Genomic DNA, 15,386 nt, shown 5'->3' on the forward strand with positions numbered 1-15,386 from the left:
ATTCATTCAAACCTGCTTATTTTAGCTGGTTTGACCACCCCGCCGCCTATCCTGCGGTACAGCGACAAGAGGAAAAATCCATGCGCGAGTTCCTGTTCTCTTCCGAATCGGTTTCGGAAGGCCATCCAGACAAGGTTGCCGACCAGATTTCGGACGCCATTCTTGACGCCGTCCTGGCTCAGGACAAATATGCCCGGGTAGCGGCAGAGACCCTGGTCAATACGGGCTTATGTGTGTTGGCCGGTGAGATCACTACGCATGCCAACGTGGATTACATCCAGGTTGCGCGGGAAACCATCAAGCGTATCGGTTACGATAGCTCGGAGTTAGGTTTCGATTACAAAGGTTGTGCGGTGTTGGTCGGCTACGACAAGCAGTCTCCGGACATTGCACAAGGTGTCAACGAAGGTCAGGGTATGGACCTTGACCAGGGAGCGGGTGATCAGGGCCTGATGTTCGGTTATGCCTGTGATGAAACCCCTACTCTGATGCCTGCCGCGATCTATCTCTCGCACCGCTTGGTACAGCGCCAATCGGAACTTCGTAAGGATGGCCGCCTGCCGTGGTTACGTCCTGACGCGAAGAGCCAGGTTACCCTTCGTTACGATGCAGATACTGGCCGACCCATCAGCATCGATACCATCGTGCTGTCCACACAGCATCATCCTGAAATTGCCCACAAAATCCTTGAAGAGGCGGTGATTGAAGATATCGTCAAGCCAGTCCTGCCGCCTGACCTGATCAAGGGTGACATCAAGTATTTCATCAACCCGACAGGCCGATTTGTGATTGGCGGACCACAGGGGGATTGTGGTTTGACCGGCCGTAAGATCATCGTCGATACCTACGGTGGTGCAGCGCCACATGGTGGCGGTGCTTTTTCGGGCAAGGACCCCAGTAAGGTTGACCGTTCAGCTGCCTATATGGGGCGCTACATCGCCAAGAACATCGTCGCAGCGGGCATTGCACGTCAGTGTCAGGTGCAGGTGGCGTACGCCATCGGTGTCGCCAAACCGGTGTCTATCATGGTGGATACCTGGGACACGGGCAAAATCAGCAACGAAGAGATCGTTAAGCTGATCGAACGCCATTTCGACTTGCGTCCAAAAGGCATCGTTCAATCACTCAACCTGTTGCGCCCGATCTATAGCAAGACGGCTGCTTATGGTCACTTTGGTCGTGAAGAGCCGGAATTCAGCTGGGAGGCGACGGATAAGGCAGAGGCATTGCGAGCTGACGCTGGTCTGTGACCGTGGTGAGATTGAATGAAGTACCAGATAGTCCCCACTAATCAGACTTGGCAGGGATGTCTAATCTTAATTTAGTTAGTGGAACCGAACGATCTGTCACGAGCAGCCGTCTGCAGGGCGCAGAGCAGCACAGAAACCGGAATGTACTTGTGTGCATGAGGATTTCGAGCAGCACATAAGCCCTGATCACGGTTGCGCAGTAAGATCTGCTCCGTTATTACCGGGGAGCGCTGCGAGGTCTTGTGACCCCAGGCCCGGTGTCCTAAAACTGCGCTCACCTGACCAACCCCGTGCCGGGCACGGGATGCACAACAGGTGAGAACCGCATCCCGCTTTACCCGGCCACTTTGTTCAAAGGATGAACACCGTGGCTGATACCAAAGACTATGTCATTGCCGATCTCTCCCTGGCCGATTGGGGCCGTAAGGAGATCAAGATCGCCGAAACCGAAATGCCTGGGCTGATGGCGATCCGTGAGGAGTTCGCTGCTACCCAACCCCTTAAGGGCGCGCGCATCACGGGTTCACTGCATATGACCATTCAAACCGCCGTACTGATCGAAACCCTGCAGGCTTTGGGTGCACAGGTTCGCTGGGCTTCGTGCAATATTTTCTCAACCCAGGACCATGCTGCGGCTGCGATTGCTGCGACCGGAACACCCGTATTCGCTGTGAAAGGCGAGTCGCTGGCTGATTATTGGGAATATACCCACCGTATTTTCGAGTGGACCGACGGTGGTTACTCGAACATGATTCTTGATGATGGCGGTGATGCAACTGTGTTGCTGCATCTAGGTGCGCGTGCTGAAAAGGATGAGACCGTACTGAGCAAGCCTGGCAGCGAGGAGGAGACTGTCCTGTACGCAGCCATCCGCACTAAGCTCAAGACCGATCCCAATTGGTACTCCACCCGCTTGAGCAAGATCCAAGGCGTGACTGAGGAAACCACCACCGGTGTGCACCGTTTGTACCAGATGCATCAGCGTGGCGAACTCAAGTTCCCAGCTATCAATGTCAACGATTCGGTAACCAAGTCCAAATTCGACAATCTGTACGGCTGCCGTGAATCGTTGGTTGATGGCATCAAGCGTGCTACCGACGTGATGGTGGCTGGCAAAGTGGCCGTAGTTTGTGGTTACGGTGACGTAGGTAAGGGCTCAGCCCAGGCTCTGCGTGCTTTGTCTGCCCAGGTTTGGGTGACCGAAGTCGACCCGATCTGCGCTTTGCAGGCAGCGATGGAAGGTTACCGTGTGGTGACCATGGATTACGCAGCTGACAAAGCCGACATTTTTGTCACTGCCACTGGTAACTACCACATCATTACGCATGACCATCTGGCCCGTATGAAGGATCAGGCCATCGTCTGTAATATCGGCCATTTTGATAATGAAATCGAAGTTGCTGCGCTGGAAAAATACAAATGGGAAGAGATCAAACCTCAAGTTGACCATGTGATCTTCCCGGATGGCAAGCGCATCATTCTGTTGGCCAAGGGGCGTTTGGTGAATCTGGGCTGCGCTACGGGGCACCCTAGCTATGTGATGTCTTCCAGTTTTGCGAACCAAACTATCGCGCAGATCGAGTTGTTTACCCGCAATAGTGATTATCCGGTTGGTGTTTACACCTTGCCCAAGCATCTGGATGAGAAGGTGGCCCGTCTGCAGCTGAAGAAGCTGAATGTACAGCTGACAGAGCTGACTGATGCACAGGCAGCATATATCGGTGTGAAGAAGGAAGGCCCTTACAAGGCCGACCACTATCGTTATTGAGATCCAATTTGGGTCTTGCCAGCCTGAACTGACGTAGCAAAAAACGCCCCGCTTATCGGGGCGTTTTGCTTTCGGACGAGCGCAGATCACAGCAATTAAGGATTTCAGCGTTGGAGACGGCAGACACTCTCCTGGGGGAGGCTATGATTAGAGAACTAGTTCACATATTTTATGTGGACTAAGAGCCGGTTTACGATCTACCACGAGTAGCCGTCAATGGAATGGCGTACAGCAAATGCATGAACAGGTCCTATGGGACAGCCCGCTACGCAAACGAATGAAAGCAGCATTACCTGATGAAATGACGTGGTTTAGCCGCTAAAGCCTGTTCACGCTCAACCGTGGACAAGTGTTTGAACGCAATTCTGTAAAACTTACCGTAGCAGCCATTTTGGATGCCTTGGTGGACTGTCGCCTTCGCATTTGCACCAAAACTACTGGTGACAAAGTCGGCTTGCTAGATGATTTGAAGAGGCCCGCGTTGTGAACGTGCGTATTGCCGAGTTGAAAGCCGCCATCGCTACGCTCGATGCGAATCGGCACGTATTGGGTGATGCTGCAGTTGATCTTGCCTTGGCTCCTTTGCGGGATCAGCTGGCGGTGTTGCAGCTCAATCTCAACGAACAACAGCTCAGGCAACTGACTGTGTTGTTTCTCGATGTGGTCGGTTCGACTGCGCTAAGCCAGCATCTTGATCCTGAAGACATTAATACGGTGATGGACGGGGCGCTGGCCCGCTTCACAAGCCTGGTTATTCAGTATCACGGCCGGGTGTTGCAGTACGCCGGGGATAGTCTACTGGCGGTATTTGGCCTAGAGGTCAGTGAACAGGCGCCGGAGATGGCAGTAAAGGCGGGTTTGGCTTTGCTGGAAGAAGGCAGGTATCAGGCAGCACGGGTGTTGGCGGAATTCGGCCGGACCGGCTTTAACGTGCGGGTTGGTATTCACACCGGAAGCGTGTTGCTGGGCGGTGGTGTTGATGGTGAAAACAGTATTCGTGGTCTGGCGGTGAACATTGCCGCCCGTATGGAACAGACTGCCCCTGCTGGTGGGTTGCGGATCAGCCGGGAAACGTACCGGCATGTACGTGGATTGTTCACCGTGGAAGTGCAGGAACCCATGCAGGTGAAGGGGTGCGATGAACCACTGGTCAGTTACCTTGTGAGCGGTACTTCAGCGGTCCAGAGTCAGCCCTCTCGTGGTGTGGAAGGATTGCAGGTTCCATTGATCGGGCGCGAACGGGAAATGCGCCAGTTGCAGTGTGCGTTCACGGCGTTCTGTGTGGAACGGGTGCCCAATTTACGTCTGCTGAGCATCATTGGTGAAGCCGGTATGGGAAAGAGCCGGCTATTAGCTGAGTTCCGTTATTGGCTGGCTGCCCAGCAACAGGTTGTTTGTCTGGGCTATGCGGAAGCATGTGAGAGTAGCCAGAGTCAGCCCTATGCCTTGCTGAGCCAGTTGTTTTTCCGCTTACTTGGCCTTAAGGCTTCCCACTCAGCTGAGGCTGCGCGTAGCCAGTGGCTGGCAGTGGTTGGCCCAAGGTTGCGTAGCGAAGACAATGCGGCGGTATTGGGTCAGCTGCTGGGGCTCGACTTCAGTCAGCATCCGGCGTTGCGCGGATTTGCCAACGATGCCCGCCAGCTCAGGGACAGCAGCTTCTTCTTTGCCAACCGCCTCTTGCGTGCTTTGGCAGATCAGGGCCAGCCTTTGTTGCTGCTTGATGACCTGCACTGGGCCGATGCAGGTTCTTTGGACTTTATCCACTACCTCCTGGTTGAACAGGCTGATCTTCCTCTGTTCCTGGTTTGTCTTGTCCGCCCAAGTTGGCTTGAAGACAGGCAAATTTGGAGCGCTCTGCTGGGCCGGCATTCGCAATTGATATTGGCCAAGCTTGATGACACCGACAGTAACGCGTTGACAGATGCATTGCTGCAACGCCTGGACAGTATCCCTATCGAGCTGCGGACGTTGATTACCGAGGGTGCGGACGGCAACCCATTCTTCATGGAAGAGCGGGTCAATATGCTGCTCGACCAGAATGTGATTGTGCGTGAGGGAAGCGGTTGGCGTTGGCAAACGGTATCGCTGCAAGACGCTATGTTGCCGACCACATTAACTGGGGTGCTGCAGGCGCGTTTGGATGCACTGCCTGAGCTGGAGCGCCGTACATTGCAAATGGCGGCAGTGATCGGGCCGGTATTTTGGAATGCGGCCTTATTTGAGCAGGATGCGACATTGGATATGGCATTGACCGGTCTTGCCAATCGGGCGCTGATTGTAGAGCGCGCTGATAGCAGTGTGGCTGGTCAGCGGGAGTTTGCATTCAAACATCACTGTCTTTATCAGGTCTGCTACGCCAGTGTGCTTAAGCGCAATCGCAGTCCGGCACATGTCCGTGTCGCACGTTGGTTGGCTTCGCAGGCCAGTAATGCGCACTTTGATCTGATTGCCGAGCACTTTGAGCGTGGCGATGAATTAATTCAGGCGCAGATGTATTGGTACCGCGCTGCGGATTCTGCATTGGCCCGTTATGCGAATAGTTCGGCACTGACATTTGCCGAGCGTGCGCTTGATCTGTTGCCCGCCGATGCCTATGACCAGCAGTTCGAGCTGTGCCATATCCAGGTGCGAGCTCTGGAGCTCTTACGTGAACGGGATAGCCTTGCTATTCATTTGGCTAAATTGGAGCGGATGGCCGAATTGAACAAGGTAGATAAGCAACGATCTCAGGCTGCACATCGTCGGGCGAGTTACTTATTCGAAGGTGGTGACGCAGCCTTGGCGTTGGAACATGCCCAGCAAGCTCTGGAGTGGGCGCCTCAGTCAGCCCCTGAATGTGCAGCGCGCGCCTATTTGATGATGCTTGTGGCTAATGGTCGCCTCGGTCGTAGGGAGCAGCTGGCTAAGCTAGCCGAGTGCGGACTTCAGCATGCTAAGACCGCGGGCAACAAGGTGGTCGAAGCGGCAATCTTGAATCAATTGGGTTCGGACCATGCGGATGTGGGTGACTACGACGCCGCAATCCACTATTACCAGGCAGCATTAAAGATTCATCAGGAAACTGGGCATCGCACCAACGAAGGAGGTACGTTGGCCAATCTTGGCTATGCCGCTTTCTGTCTGGGCGATTTCAACGCAGCTGAGGAGCAATACCTGCAAGCGCTGGCTTTGTGTGAAGCGATTGGTCAGCGCCAGAATGCCGGGATTATCCATATCAACATCGCCCTGGTGATGTTGAATCAGGCAATGGCTGAATCGGCCCGTATGCATACATGCCAAGCGTTGACGCTGCTTCGTGCGACGGGGGATAGATGGGCCGAAGCGGCAGCGTTGCGTGTGGCAGGTCAAGCAGAATTGGCACTGGGGGAAACTGCGGCAGCCGTTAATCTGCTGGAGACTTCCCGCGATATGTTCCGGCAGCTTGAGATGCCCCACCTTGCTCTGGAAGCCGTGGCGACATTGGCATCCGAGGCTTTGTTGCGCCAGGATGTTAGCCGGGCAAAGGTCTTGGTCGAGGATATTCTGGCTCATCTATCCAATGGGGCTGGCCTGGATGGTTGTGATGAACCTATGCGCATTCTGCTTCACAGCTATGAGGTACTCACAGCGATCAAGGATAAGCGGGCAACGGACTTATTGTTGAAAGCGCATACCGAGTTGATGGCACGGGCACAGAGGATGGCCAACGCTGATTCGCGCCAACGCTTCCTGTACGCCATACCGGTACATCGAGCACTGCTTGCAGCCTACCAGCAAGTCTGGTGATGCTGAGGATCTGATTATGATCTTACTGTGCAGCCCTGATCACGACTGCACAGTAAGATCGCGGACAGATTCTTAGAGCCTGTCTAAAGTCTCGCGAGCTAGAGCTAGAGCTAGAGCTAGAGCTAGAGCTAGAGCTAGAGCTAGAGCAAGAGCAAGACAAGGCGAAAACAGCCGAGGAAGCGGAGTTTACGCGTGGTAAATGAGCATTCTGAGGCTGTTTTTAACGCCGTATTGCTGACGCGCAGCAGACTATAGACAGGTTCTTAGGTCACATTCACAATCTTCGGGTCGATGGCCCCAATTGCCCCATCGCTACTGCGCTGAATGAGTAGCAAGAAGTCAAAGTCATCGTGTGCAGGGTCTGCATCTTTGACGATGACCATCCGGAGTTTGTGGTTCTTGTTTCCTACCTCGATGATATGGTTGTGGATGATTTGAATTGGAAAGGCTTTCAATCCCACTTTATCGTGCCCATCGCCTTTGAATGACATACCGACCACGTGATAGAGCAGCGGGCATTTGTTCTGGGAATTCTGAGAAGTGTCTGGAGCAACGGAGAATTCAAGCCAAGCTTTTTTGGTGACCGATACGACTTCTGTTTCCGGGTCATAACTTACACCAGGTGTGGTGGAGTCCAGCGTTAGCTTTGCCTTGGTGCAGGTCGTTGCATGGCATACTGTGCTGTCCATGAGGGGAATAAAGTCGCTGGGCTTCTCGATCGTGAATACCAGGACTGCTTTGTGGATGAACTTCTCTAGGGTGTCCATACTACCTCCTTGAATTTAATTGGTTTTCTAAGAACCTGCTTACGATCTCTCTGCGCAGCTCTGCACCCTGCTGAGAGCCGCTAGTGATAGATCGTAAGCCGGTTCTAATACTGCTAATCGGTACACGCTGGTTAGCTGTATCGATTGCGTCAAGAACGGGAACCCCAGTTGATACTGGGCTTTACTCTGCCCTGAAAGATCGCCGACATGACGCGTACACGCGGATGGTCTGTTACCAGAACACAGTAGCGCTCGGGTTGCTTTCTCCTCAATGCATTACGGCATCTTGTAAATAGAGAAAATTACCAGTCTGTTCTTGTATTACCGGGCGGGTGGATGAGTATGGCGGCTTGAAGTTAGGTCTGAATCGCGCTTGCCGCTGGTTGGGGAGGTTGTAAGAGGATGAAGCGACGATAGAGGTTTCAACAGCACGATATGCCTCCCTTCGGTGCTGATATGGCCGCTATTGCTGAGCTGTGTCAGCACGCGATTGACCATCTCTCGGGAGGCGCCGACTCTATCTGCCAAGTCTTGTTGCGTGAGCTTTTCGTGTATCACCTTGCGGCCATTCTCATCCTGCGCCAGCGATTCCAGCACACGAATGATGCGACCATGAACATCCTCAAGCGCCAAGCTCTTGATATTCGCTGTCTTGCGTCGCAAAAGATCGATTAGCTTATAGATCAGGTGCAAGGCAAAGTCGGGATATTCAGCCAGGAAGTCCCGTAGCTGGGCACTGCTGACGACAATGCAATTTGTGGGTGCAAGTGTGATTACCGAGGCAGATCGCGGTTTGCCGTCGAGTGACAATTCTCCGAAATATTCACCCGGCCCCAGGGTGTTGTAGATGACTTCCCTGCCAGATTCCGATGTGCCGAATACTTTTACCCGGCCCGCAAGAATGATGTAGATCGAGTCAGTAGTATCAGCTTCATTGATGAGCATGGCATTGGCCGGGAAGGATTTTGTGCCCCCCTTGTCGACCATAAGCTGAAGCAACGCTTTATCGAGCACACCGGAATGCGAGAGGTGGGTAGGCATAACAATCGAAGCTGTGGGAGGAGTAGTTAACATAGACTAGGTTCTGTACATGTACGACTTACGTCAACAGAACCCCATGCCTAGTGTGTTTTACGCTGCGATTGTGGGTATTGGCGCAACCGCTGCATGCATATAATTCATTAGCTATGCATAAGCGTGGTGATAGCATTCATTCAATAAACCAAATTGCCTATCGAGTACGCCGTGATTCCATCTCCTACCTTCAGCTTTGAATTTTTTCCTCCCAAGACAGCCGAGGGTACTGAGAAACTGCGCAATACACGTAGGCAACTGGCGCAATTCAAACCAGAGTTCTTTTCCGTGACCTTTGGTGCCGGTGGTACGACTCAGGAAGGCACGCTCTCAACCGTGCTGGAGATCAAGTCAGAAGGCTTTGAAGCGGCGCCGCATTTGTCCTGTATTGGTTCTACACGCGAAAATGTATCGAGTTTGCTGAAGACTTATCGCGATAACGGCATCCATCGCATCGTTGCCTTGCGCGGCGATATCCCCAGCGGGATGGTTGAATTCGGCGAGTTTCGCTATGCAAATGAACTGGTTGAGTTCATTCGGGCAGAGCATGGCGATTGGTTTCATATCGAAGTGGCGGCTTATCCGGAATACCACCCGCAGGCGCGCTCGGCGCAAGACGATATCGCCAATTTTGTTCGCAAGGCCAAGGCGGGCGCCAATTCGGCGATGACACAGTATTTTTTCAATCCAGATGCGTACTTCGCTTTTGTCGATGAGGTAAGCGCTCGCGGGGTCGATATTCCTGTCGTCCCTGGCATCATGCCTATCAACAACTTCAGCCAGCTTGCCCGCTTTTCGGATGCCTGTGGTGCGGAGATTCCCCGCTGGCTGCGCTTGAAGCTGCAAAGCTATGGGGATGATACGGCTTCCATCAAGGCGCTGGGTCTGGATGTGGTGACCGACCTATGCCGCAAACTGCTCGAGGGTGGTGCGCCAGGACTGCATTTCTACACCCTGAATGCCGCCGGTAATGTGTCCACCATCTGGCAACGGCTTGGGCTGACCGATGTACGCGGTTAGTCGCCTTCGTATAGCCGAAGAATGCCAGGCAGCGAACTCTCCCGCAGGTTGCCGATCACATTCCAGAGTTGTTCTACCCGGTCGTGGTTCTGTTGGTAATAGGTGGGATTGAAGAGGATGAAGTAGTCCTTGGAGGAAATAGGTGTCGGCAACCGCTCCACATCCTTAATATCGTCTTCCTGGATAACCGAATCACCAGCCAAGTCCTGTGTGGCATACGCCGCGATTCTGCCGTTACGCAGTTTCGCGAAGTTTTGTCTGGTAGAGATGGCCTCTTCTATCTGCAGCCCTTTTGCCAGCAGGTCTTTACCTACCGACCAGCCTAGATTCACCCCGATTGCGCCATTAATGCCGCTGAAGTGCTGGCCGTCCCAGTTTGCCGAAGCCCCTTTTGCCCGGTAAAGATAGTACGAAAGGCTGGTGATACGCCGGCTGCCATCGGGTTTCCCGGCCCGTGTTGGGTAGACAAACGATGCAGCTCGCTCCGCGTTATAGGAGTACATGAAGACGCCATCGTATTTCCCGACCTGTGCTTCGGCCAAGACCCGCATGTTGGGTAGACGGGTCAATTTGAGGGTGCATCCGATCTGCGTGGCTGCCAACTGCAGTAATTCAACGGCTGCCCCTGGTTTCTTGGGTGGGACGTAGCCATCGCCGATAAAGTAGGGTGAAGAGGGTTCGCTGTTATAGGCCAACGAAATCTGACAAGCCAAGACGGGACTGGCAAGCAGGATAAGTACGCTGAGAAACCCGATGTTCCTGCACATGATGATTTCGCCCGGCTTTTATCTGGTGCTCTGAAAGCCTGCTTAAAGCCCGCTACGTGTCAGCAATAAGGTGTCAAAAAGTGACAGCACGTGAACAGTCTTTGAGAAAACTAAGTTTTCAGTTGGGTTTTACTGTGGCACCCATCTATTTATATAGCGTTGCTTTGACGCCATACCGTTCATTGGTCGCCGAGCGGGTTGTGTATATGTGCTCCGTAGCCGTAAATAGTGCCTTGCGTACCGGTTAGCCATTAAGCTAGCCAAGCGCATGATAGATGAGCGCAGGTTTATAATCCCCGCCCTACTCCCTGCTAGCCGGCTTTACATGCTCAAGTATCTTGGCCTCGACCGGCCTTTTCTCCTTCTCGCGCGCAAGTTGCTGTTCAGCTTCGTACGTACCCACGTGCTGTCAGATGGTCCGCAGAATCTGGGGTTGGACCCAAAGAAACCGGTTGTCTACGTCCTGCAGCGACGCTTCCTCAGCAATATTCTGGTGTTGGACAGAGAAGTCACCTCTGCCGGCTTGGCGTCGCCTCTTGATGGTTTTCTCACCCCGGGTGGGCGGGAAAAGCGCGCTTTTTTCTTTACCAATCGAGACGAGCCTTGGTTTGGGCGGGCGAACAAAACGGGCTATTCGTTGCGTTTGCAACGACTGACACGGGCGGTACGCAACCATGCTGATTTTGATGTCCAGCTCGTACCGGTAACCATTCTTTGGGGGCGTACGCCCGACAAGGAAAGCTCCATCTGGAAGCTGATTTTTTCGGAGAGCTGGTCGCCGCGTGGTCCATTGCGCCAATTCTTCACCATTTTGCTGCATGGCCGGCAAACCCTGGTGCGCTTTGGCCAGCCCTTATCACTCAGAGACCTGACAGCAGACGCCGAAGATGAAGAGCGTGGCCTGCGCAGGCTTGCGCGGGTGCTGCGGGTGTATTTCCGACAGCAACGTGAAATGGCTATCGGGCCTGACCTGTCGCATCGCCGTACCCAGGTGGAAGGCATATTGGAGTCGGAATCGGTCAAGGCCGCTATTGCTGCATTGGCCAAGGAAAACGGGGGCGGTTATACGGCCGAGCAAAAGGCGCTGGAAAAGGCCCGTGATTACGCCTGGGAAATCGCAGCTGACTACAGCTACCCGGTAGTCCGTGTTTTCTCCCGTTTTCTGACCTGGGTTTGGACGCGCCTTTACGATGGTGTGGAGATGAATAATTTCGATACGGTGACGGGTGTCGCACCGGATCACGAGATTATTTATGTCCCCTGCCACCGCAGCCATATCGATTACTTGCTGTTGAGTTATATCGTCTTCCAGCAAGGCTTGATGATCCCGCATATCGCAGCAGGCGCGAACCTGAACTTGCCTATCGTGGGCGGCATTCTGCGACGGGCAGGAGCCTTCTTCCTGCGCCGCTCTTTCAAGGGTAATCCGTTGTATGGTGCGGTATTCAATGAATACCTGCACACGATGATCGCTCGTGGCAATCCAATTGAGTACTTCGTCGAGGGTGGCCGCAGCCGTACTGGCCGATTATTGCAGCCGCGCCCTGGCATGCTGGCGATGACGGTACAGAGCTATCTGCGAGACTCTAACCGCCCTATCGTGTTCATCCCGGTCTATATCGGCTACGAGAAGCTGTTCGAAGGTCGCAGCTACGTGGGCGAGTTGATGGGTAAGCCCAAGCAGAAGGAAAACCTGCTTAGTCTGATTCTCAGCATTCGCGAGTTGAAGAAGAATTTCGGCAAGGTACATGTGAATTTTGGTGAGCCGATCAAGCTGGCCGAGCTGCTAGCCGATTCACACCCGGGCTGGCGCGAAGAGCCGCCTCTGGATGACACCCGGCCTACTTGGTTTACGCAAAGCGTCAACCAGCTGGGTCAAAGAATTGCAGATGGCCTCAACAGCGCGGCTGTCGCCAATCCGGTTAATCTGGTCAGCTTGGCATTGCTGGCGACACCACGGCATGCAATGGATGACGACCAACTGGTTTCCCAGCTTGATGGGTATCGCAAGTTGTTGATGGCAGTACCCTATGCCGAGCGTGCTCAGCTGACGGCGATGGATGGCCGTGCCATGGTTGCGCATTGCGAAAAGCTGCGTTTGATCCAACGCCACCCACATGCGTTGGGCGATGTGATGCACTTCTACCCTGAAGATGCAGTGCTATGCAGCTACATGCGCAATAACGTGCTGCATTGTGTGACCTTGCCGGGTTTGATCGCCTGCTTGTTCTCACGCAATGCCAGCTTGAGTCGGGAGCAGTTGGGTAACCTTACCCGTACGGTTTATCCGTTCCTACGGGCGGAGTTGTTTCTGCGCTGGCAGCCGGAAGAGCTGGATGCCGCATTGGATGCCTATTTGGAAGCCCTGGTAAATATGGGCTGGTTGGCGGTGAGTACTGGCCGTGAAGGCGTCTACCACGCACCGAACATGAATGCAGATGAGTATGCCCAGCTAAGCCTGCTGGGCCAGGCGGTACGGCCGGCGCTGATTCGCTATTTCATTTCGCTGTCAGTGCTGACTCAGCAGGGTAGCGGTACGGTCAGCAGTGATGAGCTTGAGGCACTATGCCATCTGTTGGCGCAGCGTCTGAGTCTGTTGCGTGAATTCAATGCACCTGAATTCTTCGACAGAGCTATTTTCCGTACCTTCATTGCCACGCTCAAAATGGCTGGTCTTGCAGCAGAAAACGAAAACGGCAAGCTTACCTTCAACGGGGCGGTACGTACAGCAGCGGCCGAGTCGCGCTATGTGTTGCCGCCAGATGTACGCCAGAGTGTGCTCCACCTGACCCGATTGGATCGCAAAACGGTGGAGCAGGCATTGAGCCGGTTGGCGGTTAAGGGAAAGGGTTAGTGCGGCTGTAGGAAACTATTTGCGATATTACTGAGCAGCTGTGATCAGGGCTCATGTGCTGCTCGAAAGCCCCTGCAAGGGGGACGCCGAACTGCTACGGTGCTACGCACCAAGAAGTTCGCAGCCTCATGTACCTAAGTACACTCCGGTTTCTATGCTGCGCTTCACCCTGTTGACAGCTGCTCGTGATAGATCGAAAGCAGGTTCTAAGTACTGGCCTAAGGCTGTGCAGTCAGAACCTGTTCAAAGTCTCGCGAGCTAGGGCGAGACAAGGCGAAAACGACAGAGGAAGCGGAGTTTACAAGTGTAAATGAGCATTCCGATGGTGTTTTCAACGCTGTATTGCTGACGCGCAGCAGACTTTGGGCTGGTTCTCAGAATTTCTCGTGCGGCCCTAGATAACGCCATTGCCCCATCGGCAAGTCGGACAAAGGAATCCGGCCAATACGGATGCGCTTGAGCCCCGTTACTTTCAAGCCGACCAGTTCGCACATGCGACGAATCTGGCGCTTCTTGCCCTCGCGTAGCACGAATCTCAATTGATTTTCATTCTGCCAGCTTACCTTGGCCGGTTTTAGCGCCTTACCTTCCAGGCTTAACCCATGATTTAGCAATTTGAGGCCTTCGTCAGAAAGCTGCCCTTCCACGCGAACCAGGTATTCCTTTTCGATCTTGGTTTCATCACCGATTAAGGCTTTGGCGACTCGTCCATCCTGTGTCAGCACCAGCATGCCAGTGGAATCGATATCGAGCCTGCCGGCGGGCGCCAAGCCATTCAGATGGCGGCGTGAGAATTCGATACCAGAGCGATCGCCAACATAGCGGTTCTCCGGGCGGATCAGTAGTTCCGCAGGCTTGTAGCCTTGTTCGGCTTGACCACTGACATAGCCGATGGGCTTGTTAAGCAAGATGGTGACGCGTTGGGTTTGGGCCACCGCAGCGCGTTGGTCAAGTTCAATACGCTGGGTGGGCAAGACGCGGCTGCCGAGTACATCGACGACGATGCCATCGACCTTTACCCAACCACGTTCGATGTATTCATCCGCTTCGCGTCGGGAGCACAGACCGAGTTCGGCCATGCGTTTGGAAAGGCGTAGAGGTTCCTGCGCGTCGCTCATCTTGGGTAGTTCCACTGGCAAAACGCTATTTTAACGCCGCATGAGGCGATACAGGATGCTCGCGCTAAAATCGCACCCATGAATACCCAAGATGATCTCGATTATTCGCGTCGCTTTGGCGGCATTGCCCGTTTGTATGGCCCTGGTGCGCTGGCTCGTTTCGGGGCAGCGCATGTTTGCGTGATCGGTGTAGGTGGCGTGGGCAGCTGGGCCGCAGAAGCGATTGCCCGTAGTGCTATTGGTCAGATCAGCCTTATCGACCTTGACCATGTGGCTGTGTCAAATGTGAACCGGCAGCTTCATGCGCTAGATGGCAACCTGGGCAAAGCCAAGGTGACCGCCATGGCCGAGCGGATTCGCGCTATCAACCCACGTGCTGTGGTGAATGAGATTGATGACTTTCTGACCGACGATAACCTGGCTGAACTGATACCGAAGGGGCGGTTTGACTACGTGATCGATTGTATCGACCAGATGCGGGTCAAAGTTGCGCTGATAGTGCATTGCAAGCGGCATAAGGTGCCACTCATCGTATCGGGCGGGGCGGGAGGTCGAACCGACCCTACCAAGATTGCACTTGCCGACATCGCGCATACCTCTGGCGATGCGTTGCTATCCAAGATACGTGCGGAATTGCGCCGCAATCATGGCTTTGCGCGTGAGGGGAAGAAGTTTGGCATTGAAGCTGTCTACTCTACAGAGCCGATAGTCAGACCTGTGGTGGATGCGTGTGAGCCAACCAATGTAGGGCCTCAGGGACTTAATTGCGCCGGTTATGGTTCAGCTGTAGCGGTGACCGCCAGTTTTGGCATGGCGGCAGCTGGGCGGGTATTGGTGCAGCTTGCAAAGAGGACCAAAGTCTAGCTCTACCGGCCTGTCAACTATCGCCAAAAACCTTGCTTACGATCTGTGGCGAACAGTTGTTAGCAGGGTGAAGCGCAACGCAGAAACCGGAATGTACTTGAGTACATGAGGCTTTCTAGTAGCATATGAGTCCTGATCA

Annotated in this window: 10 protein-coding genes and 1 riboswitch; of the genes, 6 read left to right on the forward strand and 4 right to left on the reverse strand. The window is 53.9% G+C overall.

What is annotated here, in order from left to right:
• The first annotated feature begins 80 nt into the window (after positions 1-80).
• The 3 genes from metK (at position 81) to ACUHMQ_RS00195 (ending at position 6,783) form a co-directional block, all read left to right on the forward strand.
• On the forward strand, positions 81-1,250 hold the full coding sequence (gene metK, locus ACUHMQ_RS00185; RefSeq protein WP_445293413.1) for a methionine adenosyltransferase: 1,170 nt from the start codon (positions 81-83) through the stop codon (positions 1,248-1,250).
• Between the two features lie 216 nt (positions 1,251-1,466).
• Positions 1,467-1,533, forward strand: a riboswitch (S-adenosyl-L-homocysteine riboswitch).
• 75 nt (positions 1,534-1,608) lie between these two features.
• Positions 1,609-3,018 (forward strand): adenosylhomocysteinase, encoded by a 1,410-nt coding sequence (ahcY, locus tag ACUHMQ_RS00190; protein ID WP_445293414.1) that lies wholly within the window; start codon positions 1,609-1,611, stop codon positions 3,016-3,018.
• A gap of 483 nt (positions 3,019-3,501) precedes the next feature.
• The gene (locus tag ACUHMQ_RS00195; RefSeq protein WP_445293415.1) at positions 3,502-6,783 is read left to right on the forward strand and encodes an ATP-binding protein; all 3,282 of its coding nucleotides are present in this window, start codon (positions 3,502-3,504) and stop codon (positions 6,781-6,783) included.
• Positions 6,784-7,046: 263 nt separating this feature from the next.
• On the opposite strand, the gene ACUHMQ_RS00200 is transcribed toward ACUHMQ_RS00195, so the two are convergent.
• Together ACUHMQ_RS00200 and ACUHMQ_RS00205 are read right to left on the reverse strand one after the other, a co-directional pair.
• Positions 7,047-7,550 carry a hypothetical protein gene (locus tag ACUHMQ_RS00200; RefSeq protein WP_445293416.1) on the reverse strand — a complete coding sequence of 168 codons (504 nt, stop codon included), beginning with the start codon at positions 7,548-7,550 and terminating at the stop codon, positions 7,047-7,049.
• Between the two features lie 321 nt (positions 7,551-7,871).
• Positions 7,872-8,591, reverse strand: coding sequence for a Crp/Fnr family transcriptional regulator (locus ACUHMQ_RS00205; protein ID WP_445293417.1), 720 nt, complete (start codon positions 8,589-8,591; stop codon positions 7,872-7,874).
• A gap of 204 nt (positions 8,592-8,795) precedes the next feature.
• Here ACUHMQ_RS00205 and metF point away from each other — a divergent pair, with 204 nt between their 5' ends.
• Positions 8,796-9,644 carry a methylenetetrahydrofolate reductase [NAD(P)H] gene (gene metF, locus ACUHMQ_RS00210; RefSeq protein ID WP_445293418.1) on the forward strand — a complete coding sequence of 283 codons (849 nt, stop codon included), beginning with the start codon at positions 8,796-8,798 and terminating at the stop codon, positions 9,642-9,644.
• Here metF and ACUHMQ_RS00215 read toward each other — a convergent pair.
• Positions 9,641-10,411, reverse strand: coding sequence for a substrate-binding periplasmic protein (locus ACUHMQ_RS00215; protein ID WP_445293419.1), 771 nt, complete (start codon positions 10,409-10,411; stop codon positions 9,641-9,643). The genes metF and ACUHMQ_RS00215 overlap by 4 nt on opposite strands.
• Before the next feature lie 325 nt (positions 10,412-10,736).
• Between ACUHMQ_RS00215 and plsB the strand changes: the two genes are divergently transcribed.
• On the forward strand, positions 10,737-13,265 hold the full coding sequence (plsB, locus tag ACUHMQ_RS00220) for a glycerol-3-phosphate 1-O-acyltransferase PlsB (protein WP_445293420.1): 2,529 nt from the start codon (positions 10,737-10,739) through the stop codon (positions 13,263-13,265).
• 374 nt (positions 13,266-13,639) lie between these two features.
• Here plsB and ACUHMQ_RS00225 read toward each other — a convergent pair whose 3' ends face one another.
• Complete coding sequence (locus tag ACUHMQ_RS00225) at positions 13,640-14,383, reverse strand: pseudouridine synthase (RefSeq protein ID WP_445293421.1); 744 nt, start codon at positions 14,381-14,383, stop codon at positions 13,640-13,642.
• Positions 14,384-14,461: 78 nt separating this feature from the next.
• On the opposite strand from ACUHMQ_RS00225, the gene ACUHMQ_RS00230 reads away from it, so the two are divergent.
• Positions 14,462-15,247 carry a tRNA threonylcarbamoyladenosine dehydratase gene (locus tag ACUHMQ_RS00230; RefSeq protein WP_445293422.1) on the forward strand — a complete coding sequence of 262 codons (786 nt, stop codon included), beginning with the start codon at positions 14,462-14,464 and terminating at the stop codon, positions 15,245-15,247.
• The last annotated feature ends 139 nt before the right edge of the window (positions 15,248-15,386 follow it).

It is taken from the genome of Chitinimonas violaceus, from assembly GCF_052601015.1.